Source organism: Aromatoleum toluvorans, assembly GCF_012910905.1.
Taxonomy (GTDB): domain Bacteria; phylum Pseudomonadota; class Gammaproteobacteria; order Burkholderiales; family Rhodocyclaceae; genus Aromatoleum; species Aromatoleum toluvorans.
Genome location: NZ_WTVN01000013.1, coordinates 1 through 17,003, shown reverse-complemented (window position 1 = coordinate 17,003; position 17,003 = coordinate 1). Strand labels below are relative to the sequence as shown.

Here is a 17,003-nt window from a genome sequence, read left to right as displayed (position 1 = left end):
TGGGTAGGGTTACGGTATGCCGTGGGCACACTTGTTATCCCCGCTTCGAGCTTCCTTATACGGGAAATGCGGCGCTGCAGCAAATTCAAATTGCTGATGTTGAAATACGACCTGCTAAGCCGCTGAGCGGCTGGTCCGGCAGATGCGGCTCCGGGGCTGCGTCATATTTGGTGCGCCGCATGATGCAGCCCCGATGCCTCATCATTTTCCTTCCGCGAGTTTCTTCAGGTTGTCCAGCCCGGTCTTGTAGATGCCGGTCACCGCCGCGATCGCCGCCTCGTCGTTGCGTTCCGGCGGCGGATTGTTGTTCGGCTCGCCGCGATAGAAGCCGGCTTTCCATTCGACGAGGGTGGTGCCGCCGTCGCCCGGCAGCACGCTGAGTATCGACGTGTAGTTCGTGACCGGAACCGGGCCGGGGTCGGTCATCTTGTACGCCAGGCGGTGCTCCTCCACGGAGTAGCGCGTCAATTCCTCGACGATCCTGCCGCCGCCCTTGAGATTGAGCGTGCGCACCGAGCCGACGTCGTTGCCCGCGGTCGCCTGCGACGACTCGATGGCCGGGTGCCAGCTCTGCAGCGCGGCGAAATCCTTGACGCGGTTCCAGACCGCCTCCGGTGGCGCGGCGATCGTGACCGTTTCGGTGACTTTCTGGCGCATCGGGCCGTGCGCCCAGGCGGCAGTGGCGGCGCACAGCAGGGTCGCGGCGATCAGGGTCTTGCGCATCGTGGTCGGCTCCAGTGGGGGGAATAAACGATCCCCTGCCCGAAAAAAGGGGGGGGCGGGCAGGGGTCGGCGTAGCCGTTCCGCGGCTGCGGTCCGGTCGCCGAGGGGGAGATAGGGTTGGGCACGCCACGGCCCGTGGCGGTGCGGCGTTCGAGGCAGGCGGAAAGTGGCGGATGGACATGGCAAACGGGGCGGTTCGGGCCGGTTTCCGCTTCTTTCAGGATTCGTGCCAGATGCCGGGATCCGCACGGCCGAAGCGGGAGTTGTGCGCCAACGGCCCGCCCCGTGCCCTGAACTGCGGGGGGCTTCGTGACAGTGTGTCCCGTGCCGCGGCGGGCGGCGCTGACACACTGTTGAGCCGGGCAGCGCCGTAGGGTGCCCGTTCGGCGGCGAAGGGCTTGCGTGGCAGGGGCGCGGCGAGGTGGCATGTCGCTTGCCTTGGAGTGGCCATGACTGCCAATCCTGCCTCTCCACCTCCCGCCGCGGCGACGGGCCGGCCCTGGACCTGCCCGTTCTGCCCGCTGTGCTGCGACGGCTTTTCGCTCGCGGCGGCACCACGGCCGACGCTGATCGGCAGCGACTGCGGGCGCGCGGCCGCCGCGTTGTCCCACTTCGGCGCCGCGCCGGCGTCGGCGACGGCCCGGGTCGACGGACGCGCCGTCGATCATCGCAGCGCCGTCGCGGCGGCGGCCGCGATCCTCGGTGCGAGCGCCCAGCCGCTCTTCGCGGGGCTCGCGACCGACGTCGCCGGCATGCGCGCGCTGTACCGCCTCGCGAACGGCTGCGGCGCGATCCTCGATCACGCCAATGGCGACGCGCTGATGGTGTCGACCCGCGCGCTGCAGGACCGCGGCGTCTTCTACACGACGCTGGCCGAGATCCGTAACCGCGCCGACCTCGTCGTCTGCCTCGGCACGAACGCGACCGACCACTATCCGGAGTTCTTCCGCCGCACGGCGCCGGCCGCGGATGCGCCCGCGCGGCATGTCGTCTTCGTCGGCGCGTGCATGGCAGCGTCCGTGCCCGGGCTGGAGGCCTGCACGACGGAGGAGATCGGCTTCGCCGGCGACGTCTTCGACACCGTCGCGCTCATCGCTGCGCGGCTGGCCGGGCGCCGCACGGCCGCGAGCGATCCCGCGCTCGACGCGCTCATCGTGCGCATGCAGGCGGCGCGCTACACGGTAGTCGTGTGGGAATCGTCCAGCCTGCCGGCCCAGGGCGCGCTCGTCGCCGAAGCGATCCAGCGCATCGTCAATACGCTCAACCGCACGACGCGCGCGGCGGCGTTCTGCCTTGGCGGCGGGGATGGCGGCTACACGGCTAACCAGGTGATGACCTGGCTGTCGGGATTGCCGCTGCGCACCGGCGTGCACATGCGCGGGCTCGTGCATGAGCCGCAGCGCTACGCGACCGCGCGGCTCCTCGCGCAGCGCGCCGTGGATGCCCTGTTGTGGGTGTCCGCGTTCTCGCCCGAGCTCGCGCCGCCCGACACCGGGCTGCCGCTCGTCGTGCTCGGTCACCCGGGGCTCGAAGAGGCCGCGGCTCGGGCGAATTCGGTGTTCATCCCGGTGTCGACGCCGGGCATCGGCTCCGCCGGGCATCTCTTCCGCGCCGATGGCGGCGTCGTGCTGCCGCTCGTGCCGATCTACGCGGACACGCTGCCGGGCGTCGCGGAGGTCGCGGCGGACATCGCCGCAAACATCGCTGCGGCGCGTGCCGAAGGAGGAGCGCGATGAGCACGCTGCGTCTCAAAGGCGGCCGCATCATCGATCCGGCCAACGGCATCGACGGCGAGGTCCGCGACATCGGCGTGCGCGACGGCCGCATCGTCGCGCTGCATCCGGCCGAGAAGGTCGACCGCGAGTTCGACGTCTCCGGCATGGTCGTGATGGCCGGCGGCATCGACATGCACACGCATATTGGCGGCGGCAAGGTGAACCTCGCGCGCATGCTGCTGCCCGAGGACCACCGCGCCAACCGCGCGCCGGATAACCCGCTCGAGCTCGCGTCCGCCGGCTGCTGCACGCCGGGCACGCTCGCGACCGGCTACCGCTACGCCGAGATGGGCTACACGGCGGCCTTCGAGCCGGCGATGGCGCCGTCGAACGCGCGCCACGCGCACATGGAGATGGGCGACACGCCGATCCTCGACCACGGCGCCTACGTGATGCTCGGCAACGACGAGCTGATGCTGCGCATGCTCGCCGAGGGCCAGGATTTCGAGCGCATCCGCGATTACGTCGGCTGGACGATCCACGCGACGCGCGCGATGGGCGTCAAGGTCGTCAATCCCGGCGGCATCTCGGCGTTCAAGTTCAACCAGCGCAAGCTCGACGTCGACGAGGACCACACGCACTGGCGCATCACGCCGCGCCAGGTCGTGCAAACGCTCGCGCGCGCGCTCACCGAGCTCGGCATCCCGCATCCGCTGCACATCCACGCGAGCAACCTCGGCGTGCCGGGCAACATCGGCTCGACGCTCGCGACGATCGCCGCGCTCGAAGGGCTGCGCGGGCACCTGACGCACGTACAGTTCCACGCGTACGGCACCGAGGGCGCGCGCAAGTTCTCGTCGGCGGCGCGCGAACTGGCCGAGGCGGTCAATGCGAACCCGAACGTGAGCATCGACGTCGGCCAGATCACTTTCGGGCAGACCGTCACCGCGTCCGGCGACACGATGCGCCAGCACGCGAACGCGGATCTCGGCAGCCCGCGCAAGTGGATCGGCGCCGACATCGAGTGCGACGCCGGCTGCGGCATCGTGCCTTTCCGCTATCGCGAGGAGAGCTTCGTCAATGCGCTGCAGTGGGCGATCGGTCTCGAGCTCTTCCTGCTGGTCGACGACCCGTGGCGCGTCGTGCTGACGACCGACCACCCGAACGGCGGCCCCTTCACGAGTTATCCGCACCTGATCCGCCTGCTGATGGACAAGTCCTTCCGTGACGAGCAGCTCGCGAAGCTGCATCCCGAGGTCGCCGTTAACGCGCTGCTGCGCGGGATCGGCCGCGAGCTCAGCCTGAACGAGATCGCGATCATGACGCGCGCCGCCCCCGCGCGGCTGCTCGGCCTTGCCGACCGCGGCCAGCTCGGCGAGGGCGCCGCGGCCGACATCGCGGTGTATCGCGAGGACCCCGATCGCGAGGCGATGTTCACGACGCCGGAATACGTGTTCAAGGACGGCGAGCTCGTCGTGCAACGGGGCCGGCTCGTCGCGACGCCGGTCGGCGGCACGCATTTCCTCGAGCCGGAGTTCGATCCGGCGATCGAGCGCATGCTCGCGAAGTACGCCGACGAGCATCTGGCGACCGCCTGGCGCCACGCCGCCATCGGCCGCGACGAGCTGTGCGCGTGCGCGAACGGCGGGCGCCTGCTGGCGTGCCCGCTGCACGGGCGCGGGGGGCGCAAATGAGCGCCGCGGCGATGCTGGAGATCAACGGCGTCGTGATCGACGACACCTTCGCCGAGGCCTTCCCGATGAAGGCCACGCGCCTCGTCATCACGGCGCACAACGCGACCTGGGCGAACCACGCCGCGGTCGCGCTGACCGGTTTCGCGACCTCGGTGATCGCCTGCGGCTGCGAAGCGGGCATCGAGCGGGTGCTGGAGCCGGGCGAGACGCCGGACGGGCGGCCGGGCGTGGCGGTGCTGATCTTTTCGATGTCCGGGAAGGATCTCGCGAAGCAGATCGAGCGGCGGGTCGGCCAGTGCGTGCTGACCTGCCCGACGACCGCGGTCTATACCGGACTGGATGGCCCGCCGGACGCGGACCGGACCGCGCTCGGCAAGAACCTGCGCTTCTTCGGCGACGGCTGGCAGATCTCGAAAGTCATCGACGGCCGGCGCTACTGGCGCGTGCCGGTGATGGACGGCGAGTTCGTCGCCGAAGAGACGACGCCGGTGGTCAAGGCCGTCGGCGGCGGCAACCTGCTGATCCTCGCGCACGACACCGAGGCCGCGCTCGGCGCCGCGGAAGCGGCGGTCGTGGCGATGCGCGCGTTGCCGAACGTGATCCTGCCTTTCCCCGGCGGGGTGGTGCGCTCGGGCTCGAAAATCGGCAGCAAGTACGCGTCGCTGCCGGCATCGAGCAACGACGCGTTCTGCCCGGCGCTGACGCCGCTCGCGAAGCGGACCGAACTGAGCGCGGAGGTCGGCTGCGTGATGGAAATCGTCATCGACGGGCTCACCGACGGCGACGTCGCCGCGGCGATGCGCGTCGGCATGGAAGCGGTCGTCGCACGCGGTGCGGCCGCCGGTGTGCGGCGCATCTCCGCCGGCAACTATGGCGGCAAGCTCGGACCCTACTTGTACCGCCTGCACGCGCTGCTGGGCAAGGAGGGGGCATGAGTCCGGCGAACGATCGTGACGCGAACGCCTTCCGCCTGCGGCTCCGCGCGCAGCCCGCGCTGCGGCTGGATCTGGCGGGCTTCGTGCCGCAGGCACTGGGCGGCGAGACGCCATCGGGGGTCGCACGCAGAGCCCTGTGGCACGGCAACGAGCAGGTGCCGATCGGCGAATTCTTCGATGTCGAAGCGATGGCTGCCGATGGCCCCGAGCTGGTCTTCGAAGGCGACCTGTCGCGCTGCGACGGGCTCGGCCGCGGGCTCGACGGCGGGCGCATCCGTGTCGAAGGCGATGTCGGGGACTACGTCGGCTCCGGGATGCGCGCCGGCGAGATCGTCGTGACCGGCAGCGCCGGCCTGCTCGCCGCGTGCGAGATGGCGGGCGGGCGGCTGGAGGTCGGCGGCGACGTCGGCGACTACGCGGCCAGCGCGTTGCCCGGCGACATGGACGGCATGCGCGGCGGCCTCTTCATCGTGCGCGGCAAGGCCGGCGCGCGCTTTGGCGACCGCATGCGGCGCGGCACCGCGGTCGTGTTCGGCGACGCGGGCGACTTTCTCGCGTCGCGGCTGGTTGCCGGCACGATCGCCGTTGCGGGCGCGGTGGGCGCGCATTGCGGCTACGGCATGCGCCGCGGCACGCTGATCTTCGCCGGTCCGCAGCCCGAGCCGCCCCCGACCTTCGTGCCGACGGGCCACGACGTGCAGGTGATCTGGACGCTGCTCGCGCGGAGCCTGGCGGTGCACGGCGGCCCGTTCGCCGCGCTCGCGGCCGCTCGCCCGCGGCGCTTCGTCGGCGATCTCGCCGCCGACGGCAAGGGGGAATGGCTGCTGCCGGCCTGAGCCGGCCGCGGTGAGGTCTCCCGCATACCGAGCCGGTCGCCACGGCGGCCGGCCGCCCCCCCAACCCCGATCTCATACCCAACCTCATCCCATCCCTGGAGCACTCATGAGCGACTACACCTTTCACGCCGGCGAGGCGACCGTACTGGCGGCCGACGGCCAATACACCGACGCGATGCCGGAGATCCTGATCGGCCGCACCGACGGCCCGGTCGGCCAGGCCTTCGCGAACCTGATGGCGCAGAGCAAGGGCCACACCGCGATGTTCGCGATCCGCGCGTGCAACCAGCTGGTGCGGCCGGCGACGATGCTCGTGCCGAAAGTCACCTTGAAGGACAGCGCCAACATCGAGCTGTTCGGCGGCGTCGTGCAGTCGGCGACCGCCGATGCCGTGGTCGACTGCCTGATCGAAGGCGTGATCCCGAAGACCGAGGCCAACCGCCTGTGCATCATCAGCCTGGTGTGGATCGACCCGCGCTGCGCGACGCACGCCGAGCTCGACAAGAAGGACATGTACCGCACGAACTACGAGGCGACGAAGCTCGCGATCCGCCGCGCGCTGGCGAACGAGCCGACGGTCGACGAGCTGATCGCCAATCGCCACACGATCCGCCACGACATGGACGACTGGAGCTGACGCCCGGCGCCGGCCGCCCGCCGATCCGGCCGGTCGGCTTCGAGCGCAGCGAGGCACGAGAGCGTCGGCCCTGATAACGCCGAATGTCGCCCTCGCTGGCAAAGTCGTCTTCGACACAACCCGCGCAGGAGGACCCCCATGGCCTGCTTTGCCTTGCTCGACGACTGCAACGCCACCGCCGCGTATCCGACGAGCCGGCTCTACACCGGCTTCGTGCGCGAGCACCGCTGCGACGACCCCGCGACGCTCGATGCCGTCTGGAGCGGTGTCGAGCGCGATCTGCGCGCGGGCGGCCATGCGGTCGTGCTCGCCGACTACGAATGGGGCGCGCGCCTGCACGGGATCGACGCGCGCGCCGCCGCGGACGGCGGGGCGCTGCGCGTGCTGATCTTCGCGCGGCTCGCGCACCTGTCGGCCGACGAGGTCGAAGCCTGGCTGCTCGCCCAGGACGCCGACGAGCGCGCCGGTTACCCGTACGACGGCACGCATCGCGCCCCCGCGGCTATCCTCGCGCCGCGCGCGAGCGTCGACCACAAGGCCTTCGACGACGCGATCGCGCGCATCCACCACGCGATCGGCGAGGGCGAAACCTACCAGGTCAATTACACCTACCGGCTCGATTTCGACGTGTTCGGTTCGCCGGTGTCGCTGTACCGGCGCCTGCGCGAGCGGCAGCCGGTGGCCTACGGCGCGTTCATCGCGCTGCCGCCGGGGCCGGGGCCGGGGCCGAGCCACGTGCTGTCGTGCTCGCCGGAGCTCTTCCTGCGCCATCACGACGGGCGCCTCGTCACGCGGCCGATGAAGGGCACGTCGCGGCGCGCACCGGACGTCGAGGGCGACAGCGAGCTCGCGCGCATGCTCGCAGGGGACGTCAAGAACCGCGCCGAGAACCTGATGATCGTCGACCTGCTGCGCAACGACCTCGGCCGCATCGCGAAGGTCGGCAGCGTCCGCGTGCCGGCGCTGTTCTCGATCGAGCCGTATTCGACGGTGTTCCAGATGACCTCGACGGTGGAGGCGGACCTGCCCGATGAAGTCGGCTTTCCGGCCATCCTGCGCGCGCTCTTTCCCTGCGGCTCGATCACCGGCGCGCCGAAGCACCGCACGATGCAGCTGATCGGCGAGCTCGAGAGCACCCCGCGCGGCCTCTACACCGGCAGCATCGGCTGGATCGACGCGCCGGGATCGGGGCGGCCGGGGGCGGCGTGCGGCGACTTCTGCCTGTCGGTCGCGATCCGCACGCTGACGCTCGACGCCGCGCACGGCAAGCTGCAGCGCGGCCGGATGGGGGTCGGCGCGGGGATCGTCATCGACAGCACCGCGGCCGACGAATTCGAGGAATGTGCGTTGAAGGCGCGTTTCCTGACCGGGCTCGTCGCCGACGACGCGGTGCCGCCGCACGAGGCATGCGCGCCCGCGGACATCGCGGCGCAGGCCGAGCGGTACGCACCGGCGGCGCTGCGTGCGCGCGCGGACACGATACCGCGCAGCGCGGCGGGCGGGGCATGACACCGATGGCCGCACCGGCGCGTGCAGCGGCCCCGCGCCGCGTTGCGCTGTTCGACCTCGACCTGACGCTCATCCCCTACGACAGCGGGATGGCCTTCCTGCGTTTTCTCGTCGACCGTGGCGTGCTCGAGGCCGACGTTACCGAGCGCTACCTCGACGCCTGCCATCGCTACGTGCGCGGCGAGCTGCCGGTGGCGCGGCTGCACGCGATTGCGATGGCGCCGCTGGCGCGCTTTGCGGCGACCGAGCGCGACGCGCTGGGCGCCGCGTTTCATGCGCAGATTGCGGCAACGATTCCGCAGGCGGCGCGCGCGCTCGTCGCAGCGCATCGGGAGCGGGGCGACCTGTGCGCCCTGGTGACCGCGACCAACGATTTCGTCGCAACGCCGTTCGCGCGCGAGTTCGGGCTGGACCAGCTGCTGTCGAGCCGCGCCGAGGTCCGGGACGGCCGTTACACCGGCGGGGTCGAGGGCGAGCTGTGCCACGGCGCCGCGAAAGTCGCGCGTGTCGAACGGTGGCTCGCCGAGAACGGGCTCGCCTGGGCGGGGCTTGCGCACTCGGTGTTCTATTCGGATTCGGCGAGCGACCTGCCGCTGCTCGAACGCGTCGCCGAAGCCGTCGTGGTTCGCCCGGATCCGCGCTTGCGCGCCGAGGCTGAAAAGCGCGGCTGGCGCATCGTCGAGGTGCTGGCCGATGAGCGCTAACGGGCAGGACCCGGCCGAGCGCGACGGGGCGGGACGATGACCGATCTCCTCACGACGCTGCTGCGCCGCTGGCAGCTCCCCGACGGGCAGGGCGCGGCGGCACTCCAGGACTTCGCACGGCGCCACGGCACGCCGCTGTACCTGTACTCGGCGCCGCTCATCGAGCGCAGGATCGGCGAACTGCGCGCCGAGCTGCCTGCCGGGCTTGCGCTGCTGTACGCCGTGAAGGCGAACCCGCTGCCGGCGGTCGTCGCGCGCATAGCGCCGCTCGTCGATGGCTGCGACGTGACGTCCGCGGCGGAGATCGCGCTCGCGCGTGCGGCGGGCGTCGCCGGCGAGACGCTCAGCGTCGCCGGTCCCGGCAAGCGCGACGAGGACCTCGCCGCAGCGGTCGCCGCGGAAGCACTCGTCGTCGTCGAATCGCTCGCCGAAGCGCGGCGCCTCGCGGCGCTCGCGAACGGCCGCCGCCCGCGCGTCGCGCTGCGCGTGAATCCGCCGTTCAGTCTCGCTGCCGACGCACAGATGGGCGGCGGGCCGCGCAAATTCGGTGTCGACAGCGAGGACGCGCCGGCGGTGCTCGGCGAACTCGGCCGCCTGCCGCTCGCCTTCGAAGGTTTTCACGTCTATGCCGGCTCGCGCTGCCTCGACGCGCTCGCGATCGCCGAAGCGCAGCGCGCGACCTTGAAACTGGCGTGCGAGCTCGCGCCCTTCGCGCCAGCGCCCGTGCGCGTGCTGAACCTCGGCGGCGGGCTCGGCATTCCGTGCTTCCCCGGCGAGACGGCACTCGATCTGGCGGTCGTCGGCGATGCGCTGCGCGCCTTGTCGAAGGAGGCGGCGCGCCGGCTTCCCGCTGCCCGCCTCACGCTCGAACTCGGCCGCTATCTGGTCGGCGAGGCCGGGCTGTACCTGACGCGCGTGGTCGAACGCAAGACCTCGCGCGGCCGCACCTTCCTGATCGTCGACGGCGGTGCACACCACCACTGGCACGCGACCGGCGCGCTGGAAGGGCGCCGTCACCTGCATTTCCCGATCACCGTGGTCGGGGCAGGGCGGCACGCGACCGAGCGCGTGACGCTCGTCGGCCCGCTGTGCGCCCCGCACGACACCTGGGCGGAAGACATCGAGCTGCCCGTGGCCGGACCGGGCGACCTCGTCGCGGTGTTCCAGTCCGGCGCCTACGGCGCGAGCGCGAGCCCGCAAGCCTTTCTCGGCCGGCCGCCGGCCGCCGAGCTTGTCATCGACCGGGCAGCAGGGCTACCCGAACCGCTCCCCAACACGTAGCTGCAGGAGACCGAACATGCTTGATGAGCACGACCGCGACGGCGCCTGGGCGCAGAACCGATCCACCGGCGCTGAGCGGGCGAAACCGCGCGCACGGAAGACTTCGAAGGCCGTGAAGGCGGAGGCGTCGACCGGCTCCGCCAGGTCGCGCGACGCCGCCGACCGGCCGACCCGCAAGGAGGCGGAAGCCGCCGTGCGCACGCTGCTGCGCTGGGCCGGCGACGATCCTGCGCGTGAAGGGCTGCGCGACACGCCGGCGCGCGTCGTGCGCGCGTACGAGGAGTTCTTCGCCGGCTACCGCACCGACCCGGCGGAACTGCTCGCCCGCACTTTCGAGGAGGTCGAGGGCTACGACGAGATGATCGTGCTGCGCGACATCCGTTTCGAGAGCTATTGCGAGCATCACATGGTGCCGATCATCGGCCGCGCGCACGTCGCCTACCTCCCGCGCCACCGCGTCGTCGGCATCTCCAAGCTCGCGCGCCTCGTCGATGCCTATGCGAAGCGGCTGCAGATCCAGGAGAAGATGACGGTGCAGATCGCCGACACGCTGCAGGCGGTGCTGCAGCCGAAAGGGGTCGCGGTCGTCATCGAGGCGGCGCACCAGTGCATGACGACGCGCGGTGTGCACAAGCCGGGGGTGGCGATGGTCACCAGCCGGATGCTCGGCGCCTTCCGCGACGATGCGACGACGCGCCGCGAGTTCTTCGCGCTCGTCGGCGGTGGCGGGGCGCAGGCGCCCACCCATGGCTGATCCGGGCGGCGCACGCGGCGGGCGGCCGGAGCGCCGCGCGCTGCTGCGCCGCGCCGACGAAGGCTCAGGCCGCCAGTGCGCGCAGCCGCTCGGCGCCTTCCGCCTGGAAATAGTCGAGCAGCGCCACCATTGCCGGCGTCGGCGCGCGGCCTTCGGGCACGAGCACGTTCCACTCGCGCATCACCGGCGTGCCGAGCACCGGGAGCCGCACGATGCGGCCGGCGGCGAGTTCCATCGCGAAGCACTGGTGCGACAGGAACGCGATCCCCATGCCCGCCATCGCCGCCTGCTTGAGCGTCTCGTTGCTGCCCAGCTCGTCGGCGCGCACCGCCTTGACGTGCGCCGCGCGCAGGAAACGTTCGAGGTTCGCGCGCGTACCCGAGCCCTGTTCACGCAGCAGCAGCCGCTCGCCGGCGAGTGCGCTGGGCGGGATGCGTTCGCGGCCGGCGAGCGGGTGATCGGGCGCCGCGACGAAGGACAGCGGATGCGGCGCGAACGGAATGCGGCGCAGCGGCAGGCCGCTCGGCGGCTCGCCGGTGATCGCGAGGTCGGCGCGCTGGTCGCGCAGCAGCCGGTGCACGACCTCGCGGTTCGCGACCGTCAGGCGGAAGCCGACGTCGGGGTAGCGCCGGCCGAATTCGGCCAAGAGGTAGGGCACGAAATACTCGGAGGTGGTGATCGCCGCGACCTCGATCGTGCCCGCCGGCATGTCGCGCTGCGCCTTCAGCTGCAGCTCGGCCAGTTCGATGGCTTCGAGCGCGACGCGCGCCTGGCGCACGAGGATCTCGCCGGCGGCGGTCAGGTGGATCTGGCGCCGGCCGTCGACGAGCACCTCGCCGGTGATCTCCTCGAGTTCCTTCAGCTGCATCGACACCGCCGGCTGCGTCACGTGCAGCAGGTGCGCGGCGGCGGTGAAGCTGCCGGAGTCGGCGACGGCGACCAGCGCGCGCAGCTGGCGCATGCTCAGGCGTTGAACGAGTCGCATCAGCAATCCTTATCTCAAACTCACTGATTATTCGATTGGAGCTTATTCGTCGTAATCCGTATTGTCCATACACCGGCAACGGAAACAGACACGACAAGGAGACGACGACATGGGTGCACCGGAAACCGCCGAAGCCATCATCGATCCGAAGAAGCGTTATCGGGCGGGCGTGCTGAAGTACGCACAGATGGGCTACTGGGACGGCGACTACCAGCCGAAGGAGACCGACGTGCTGGCGCTGTTCCGCATCACGCCGCAGGAAGGCGTCGATCCGATCGAGGCCGCCGCGGCGGTGGCCGGCGAATCGTCGACCGCCACCTGGACCGTCGTGTGGACCGACCGCCTGACCGCCTGCGACCGCTACCGCGCCAAGGCCTACCGCGTCGACCCGGTGCCTGGGCAGCCCGGCCAGTACTTCTGCTACGTCGCCTACGAGCTGGATCTCTTCGAGGAAGGCTCGATCGCCAACCTCACCGCGTCGATCATCGGCAACGTCTTCAGCTTCAAGCCGATCAAGGCCGCGCGCCTCGAAGACATGCGCCTGCCGGTCGCGTACGTGAAGACCTTCCGCGGCCCGCCGACCGGCATCGTGGTCGAGCGCGAGCGGCTCAACTGCTTCGGCCGGCCGCTGCTCGGCGCGACGACCAAGCCCAAGCTGGGCCTCTCGGGCAAGAACTATGGCCGCGTAGTGTATGAGGCGCTGCTCGGCGGCCTCGACTTCACCAAGGACGACGAGAACATCAACTCGCAGCCCTTCATGCATTGGCGCGACCGCTTCCTGTACGTGATGGAAGGTGTCCAGCGCGCCGCCGCCGGCACCGGCGAGATCAAGGGCCACTACCTCAACGTCACCGCCGGCACGATGGAGGCGATGTACGAGCGCGCCGAGTTCGCGAAGGAGCTCGGCTCGACGATCATCATGGTCGACCTGATCATCGGCTGGACCGCGATCCAGTCGATGAGCAACTGGGCACGCGCGAACGACATGATCCTGCACATGCACCGCGCGGGCCACGGCACCTACACGCGCCAGAAGAACCACGGCATCTCCTTCCGCGTGATCGCGAAGTGGCTGCGGCTGGCCGGCGTCGATCACCTGCACGCGGGCACCGCGGTCGGCAAGCTCGAAGGCGACCCGATGACGGTGCAGGGCTACTACAACGTGTGCCGCGAGATGAAGAACGAGGTCGACCTCGCGCGCGGGATCTTCTTCGAGCAGGACTGGGCGAGCATCCGCCGCGTGATGCCGGTCGCCTCGGGCGGCATCCACGCCGGCCAGATGCACCAGCTGATCTCGCTGTTCGGCGACGACGTCGTGCTGCAGTTCGGCGGCGGCACGATCGGCCATCCGATGGGCATCCAGGCGGGCGCCACCGCGAACCGCGTCGCGCTCGAAGCGATGGTGCTCGCGCGCAACGAGGGGCGCGACATCGCCAACGAGGGCCCCGAGATCCTCAAGGACGCCGCGCGCCACTGCACGCCGCTGCGTGCCGCGCTCGATACCTGGGGCGAGGTCACCTTCAACTACACCTCGACCGACACGTCCGACTTCGTCGCGACGCCGACCGCCGCCTGATTCCGCCCCCGACCCCAGATCCAGGAGAGATGACATGAGAATCACCCAAGGCGCCTTTTCCTTCCTGCCCGACCTGACCGACGCGCAGATCGCCGCGCAGGTCGAGTACTGCCTCGTGCAGGGCTGGGCGGTCAGCATCGAATACACCGACGACCCGCACCCGCGCAACACCTACTGGTCGATGTGGGGCCATCCGATGTTCGACCTCGTCGATCCCGCCGGCGTCATGAGCGAGCTCGCCGAATGCCGCGCGACCTGGCCCGACCGCTACATCCGCATCAACGCGTTCGACTCCATGCACGGCTGGGAAACGATGCGCATGTCGTTCCTCGTCAATCGCCCGGCGCACGAGCCCGGCTTCCGCCTCGTGCGCCAGGAAGGCGAGGGGCGCGTCGTGCGCTACACGCTCGAAAGCTACGCCGTCGTGCGCGCGCCCGAAGGAGAACGCTACACCGCCTGACGCCTGCAGGAACGCGCCGCATCGACGGCGCGCCGCACCCCCGCCCACGAGGAGACACCACGATGAACGCCGCCGATCGGCAGGCCGCGGGCCTGCCTTCCGCATCGCCCGACACCGCGCTCCGCGCCGAGACGGACGCCCCGTCCGGCACCGTCGACCTTGCGGCCGAGTACCGCGAGGCGGGCGTCGGCGAGGTGCTCGACGAGCTCGACCGCGAGCTGGTCGGCCTCGTGCCGGTGAAGCGCCGCGTGCGCGAGATCGCCGCGCTGCTGCTGGTCGACCGCGCGCGCCGCAAGATCGGCCTCGCGACCGAGGCGCCGTCGCTGCACATGAGCTTCACCGGCAACCCCGGCACCGGCAAGACCACCGTCGCGCTGCGCATCGCGCAGATCCTGCAGCGGCTCGGCTACGTGCGCCGCGGGCACGTCGTCGCGGTGACGCGCGACGACCTCGTCGGCCAGTACATCGGCCACACCGCGCCCAAGACCAAGGAAGTGCTGAAGCGCGCGATGGGCGGGGTGCTCTTCATCGACGAGGCCTACTACCTGTACCGCCCCGAGAACGAAAAGGACTACGGCCAGGAGGCGATCGAGATCCTGCTGCAGGTCATGGAGAACCAGCGCGACGACCTCGTCGTGGTGCTCGCCGGCTACGGTGACCGCATGGAGCGCTTCTTCGAATCGAACCCCGGCCTGAAATCGCGCATCGCGCACCACATCGACTTCCCCGACTACTCCGACGGCGAGCTCGGCGACATCGCCGGAAAGATGCTCGCGCAGTGGAACTACCGCTTCGACGACGCCGCACGCCGCGCCTTCGACGAATACATCGTGCTGCGCCGCCGCCAGCCGCACTTCGCCAACGCCCGGAGCGTGCGCAACGCGCTCGACCGCATGCGGCTGCGCCAGGCGCTGCGCCTCTTCGAGGCGGGCGCGACCGTCGATGCCGCGGCGCTGACGACGCTGACCGACGCCGACGTGCGCAGCAGCCGGCATTTCCGGCCCGCCGAACGCATCGCCGAATGCACCGCCGAACGCACCCAATTCTGACCCAGGGGAACGCCGCCATGTTCGACATCGAACGCACGACACTGACCGAATACCTGATCGCCCAGCGCCGCCTGCACCCGGGTGCGACCGGCGAGTTCAACGCGCTGATCCTGCAGGTCGCGCAGGCCTGCAAGGCGATCTCGCGCGCCGTCGCGCAGGGCGCGCTCGCGGGCGTGCTCGGATCGCTCGACAGCGAGAACGTGCAGGGCGAGACGCAGAAGAAGCTCGACGTGCTCGCCGACCGCATCTTCCTGCGCGCGACGCACTGGGGCGACGACCTCGCCGGCATGGTGTCGGAGGAGAACGAAGCGCCGATCCCGCTGCCGGCCGACGGCTCGCGGGGCAAGTACCTGTTGGTCTTCGATCCGCTCGACGGTTCGTCGAACATCGACGTGAACGTCGCGGTCGGTTCGATCTTCTCGGTGCTGCGTGCGCCGACGCCGGGCGAGGACGCGCAACCCGAGGATTTCCTGCAGCCGGGCACGCGCCAGGTGGCGGCCGGCTACGCGATCTACGGGCCGTCGACGATGCTGGTGCTGACCGTCGGCGATGGCGTCGCGGGCTTCACCTTCGACCCGATCCTCGGCGAATTCTTCCTCACGCACCCGGAGATCGGCATCCCGACGACGACGCGCGAGTTCGCGATCAACGCGGCCAACTCGCGCTTCTGGGAGCCGCCGGTGCGCCGCTACGTCGACGAATGCCTCGCCGGCCGCAGCGGCCCGCGCGAATCCGATTTCAACATGCGCTGGGTGGCGTCGCTGGTGGCCGAGACGCATCGCATCCTGATGCGCGGCGGCGTGTTCCTGTACCCCCGCGACCGCAAGGATCCGGCCAAGCCCGGCCGGCTGCGCCTGCTCTATGAGTGCAACCCGATTGGCATGATCGTCGAACAGGCCGGCGGGCGCGCCTCGACCGGCGAGCGGCCGGTGCTCGATGTCGAGCCGACGAGCCTGCACCAGCGCATCGGCTTCGTGTTCGGCTCGCGCGAGGAGGTCGAGCGCATCGAGCGCTACCACCGCGAACCCGCGCCGCAGCCCGACAGCGACCTGCCGCTGTTCCACGCGCGCAGCCTGTTCCGGCAGAACTGATTTCTCAAACGCCAAGGGGGACATCATGTCCGAACGCCACCCAATCGTCGCCATCACCGGCTCGTCAGGGGCCGGAACCAGCACCGTGCAGCGCACCTTCGAGGAGATCTTCCGCCGCGAGAAGGTCACCGCCGCCGTGGTCGAGGGCGACAGTTTCCACGCTTTCGACCGCCTGGAGATGCGCAAGCGCCTCGCCGAGCTCGAGGGCGTGCCGAACAACCATTTCAGCCACTTCGGCGAGGAGGCGAACCTGTTCGCCGAGCTGGAGCAGCTGTTCCGCAGCTATGCCGAATCCGGCCGCGGCATGCGGCGGAAGTATCTGCACAGCGCCGAGGAGGCCGAGCCCTACAGCCAGCCCGCGGGCACCTTCACCGCGTGGGAGGAGATTCCGGCGGGCAGCGACCTGCTGTTCTACGAGGGGCTGCACGGCGCGGTGGTCACCGACAAGGTGGATGTCGCACGTTTTCCGGATCTGCTGATCGGCGTGGTGCCGGTGATCAACCTGGAGTGGATCCAGAAGCTGCATCGCGACAAGAGCACGCGCGGTTATTCGACCGAGGCGGTCACGGACACGATCCTGCGCCGGATGCATGACTATGTGCATTACATCTGCCCGCAGTTCGCGCGCACGCATGTGAATTTCCAGCGTGTGCCGATGGTGGATACGTCGAACCCGTTCATCGCGCGCGCGGTGCCGACGGCCGACGAGAGCATGGTGGTGATTCGCTTCGCCGATCCGAAGGGGATCGATTTCGCGTACCTGCTGAACATGATCCACGGCAGCTTCATGAGCCGCGCGAACACCATCGTCGTGCCGGGCGGAAAGATGGAGCTCGCGATGCAGCTGATTTTCACGCCGTTCATCTGGAGGCTGGTGGAGCGCAGGAGGAAGGTGCTGTGAGGGCGGGAACATTAGAGGAATCCAGCAGCTTGCGGAGGCGATTTCCTCGGCTGGGGCACGGATGCTCCTCCCCCTTCAAGGGGGAGGTTGGGAGGGGGATGGGTTTCCGTGGGCGCTGATCGGCGGCTCTGTGAACCCGTCCGACCCCCATCC

Annotated in this window: 16 protein-coding genes; 14 read left to right on the top strand and 2 right to left on the bottom strand. The window is 70.2% G+C overall.

All coding sequences use genetic code 11. The features are described 5' to 3' along the window. Positions 1–201: 201 nt before the first annotated feature. Positions 202–723, bottom strand: a complete 522-nt coding sequence (locus GPA22_RS10165) for an SRPBCC family protein (protein WP_169255960.1) — start codon at positions 721–723, stop codon at positions 202–204. Between the two features lie 449 nt (positions 724–1,172). Between GPA22_RS10165 and GPA22_RS10160 the strand changes: the two genes are divergently transcribed. The 9 genes from GPA22_RS10160 to folE all read left to right on the top strand — a co-directional run bounded on the left by GPA22_RS10160 (position 1,173) and on the right by folE (position 10,788). After that, positions 1,173–2,459, top strand: coding sequence for a molybdopterin-binding domain-containing protein (locus GPA22_RS10160; protein WP_169255959.1), 1,287 nt, complete (start codon positions 1,173–1,175; stop codon positions 2,457–2,459). Beyond that, a complete protein-coding gene (locus GPA22_RS10155; RefSeq protein WP_169255958.1) occupies positions 2,456–4,132 on the top strand; it encodes a formylmethanofuran dehydrogenase subunit A in 1,677 nt (558 codons plus the stop codon). Before GPA22_RS10160 ends, GPA22_RS10155 begins: the two co-directional genes overlap by 4 nt. Continuing rightward, entirely contained in the window at positions 4,129–5,067 is a 939-nt protein-coding gene (gene fhcD, locus GPA22_RS10150; RefSeq protein ID WP_169255957.1) for a formylmethanofuran--tetrahydromethanopterin N-formyltransferase, read from the top strand. The genes GPA22_RS10155 and fhcD overlap by 4 nt, the downstream gene beginning before the upstream one ends. Then, positions 5,064–5,903, top strand: coding sequence for a formylmethanofuran dehydrogenase subunit C (locus tag GPA22_RS10145; protein WP_169255956.1), 840 nt, complete (start codon positions 5,064–5,066; stop codon positions 5,901–5,903). The genes fhcD and GPA22_RS10145 overlap by 4 nt, the downstream gene beginning before the upstream one ends. A gap of 106 nt (positions 5,904–6,009) precedes the next feature. Continuing rightward, positions 6,010–6,540, top strand: coding sequence for a formaldehyde-activating enzyme (fae, locus tag GPA22_RS10140; RefSeq protein ID WP_169255955.1), 531 nt, complete (start codon positions 6,010–6,012; stop codon positions 6,538–6,540). A 138-nt stretch (positions 6,541–6,678) separates the two neighbouring features. Then, entirely contained in the window at positions 6,679–8,049 is a 1,371-nt protein-coding gene (gene pabB, locus GPA22_RS10135; protein WP_169255954.1) for an aminodeoxychorismate synthase component I, read from the top strand. Beyond that, the gene (locus tag GPA22_RS10130; RefSeq protein WP_169255953.1) at positions 8,046–8,753 is read left to right on the top strand and encodes an HAD family hydrolase; all 708 of its coding nucleotides are present in this window, start codon (positions 8,046–8,048) and stop codon (positions 8,751–8,753) included. Before pabB ends, GPA22_RS10130 begins: the two co-directional genes overlap by 4 nt. A 36-nt stretch (positions 8,754–8,789) precedes the next feature. After that, a complete protein-coding gene (locus tag GPA22_RS10125; RefSeq protein ID WP_169255952.1) occupies positions 8,790–10,034 on the top strand; it encodes an alanine racemase in 1,245 nt (414 codons plus the stop codon). Between the two features lie 16 nt (positions 10,035–10,050). Beyond that, complete coding sequence (gene folE / locus GPA22_RS10120; protein WP_169255951.1) at positions 10,051–10,788, top strand: GTP cyclohydrolase I FolE; 738 nt, start codon at positions 10,051–10,053, stop codon at positions 10,786–10,788. Positions 10,789–10,852: 64 nt separating this feature from the next. On the opposite strand, the gene GPA22_RS10115 is transcribed toward folE, so the two are convergent. Then, entirely contained in the window at positions 10,853–11,773 is a 921-nt protein-coding gene (locus tag GPA22_RS10115; protein WP_169255950.1) for a LysR family transcriptional regulator, read from the bottom strand. Positions 11,774–11,882: 109 nt separating this feature from the next. Between GPA22_RS10115 and GPA22_RS10110 the strand changes: the two genes are divergently transcribed. The 5 genes from GPA22_RS10110 (at position 11,883) to GPA22_RS10090 (ending at position 16,850) form a co-directional block, all read left to right on the top strand. Further along, complete coding sequence (locus tag GPA22_RS10110; protein WP_169255949.1) at positions 11,883–13,349, top strand: form I ribulose bisphosphate carboxylase large subunit; 1,467 nt, start codon at positions 11,883–11,885, stop codon at positions 13,347–13,349. Positions 13,350–13,383: 34 nt separating this feature from the next. Then, entirely contained in the window at positions 13,384–13,809 is a 426-nt protein-coding gene (locus GPA22_RS10105; protein WP_169255948.1) for a ribulose bisphosphate carboxylase small subunit, read from the top strand. Positions 13,810–13,871: 62 nt separating this feature from the next. Continuing rightward, a complete protein-coding gene (gene cbbX, locus GPA22_RS10100) occupies positions 13,872–14,858 on the top strand; it encodes a CbbX protein (protein ID WP_246264240.1) in 987 nt (328 codons plus the stop codon). A gap of 17 nt (positions 14,859–14,875) precedes the next feature. Then, positions 14,876–15,949, top strand: a complete 1,074-nt coding sequence (locus tag GPA22_RS10095; protein ID WP_169255947.1) for a class 1 fructose-bisphosphatase — start codon at positions 14,876–14,878, stop codon at positions 15,947–15,949. Between the two features lie 25 nt (positions 15,950–15,974). Beyond that, complete coding sequence (locus GPA22_RS10090) at positions 15,975–16,850, top strand: phosphoribulokinase (RefSeq protein ID WP_169255946.1); 876 nt, start codon at positions 15,975–15,977, stop codon at positions 16,848–16,850. Positions 16,851–17,003 lie beyond the last annotated feature (153 nt).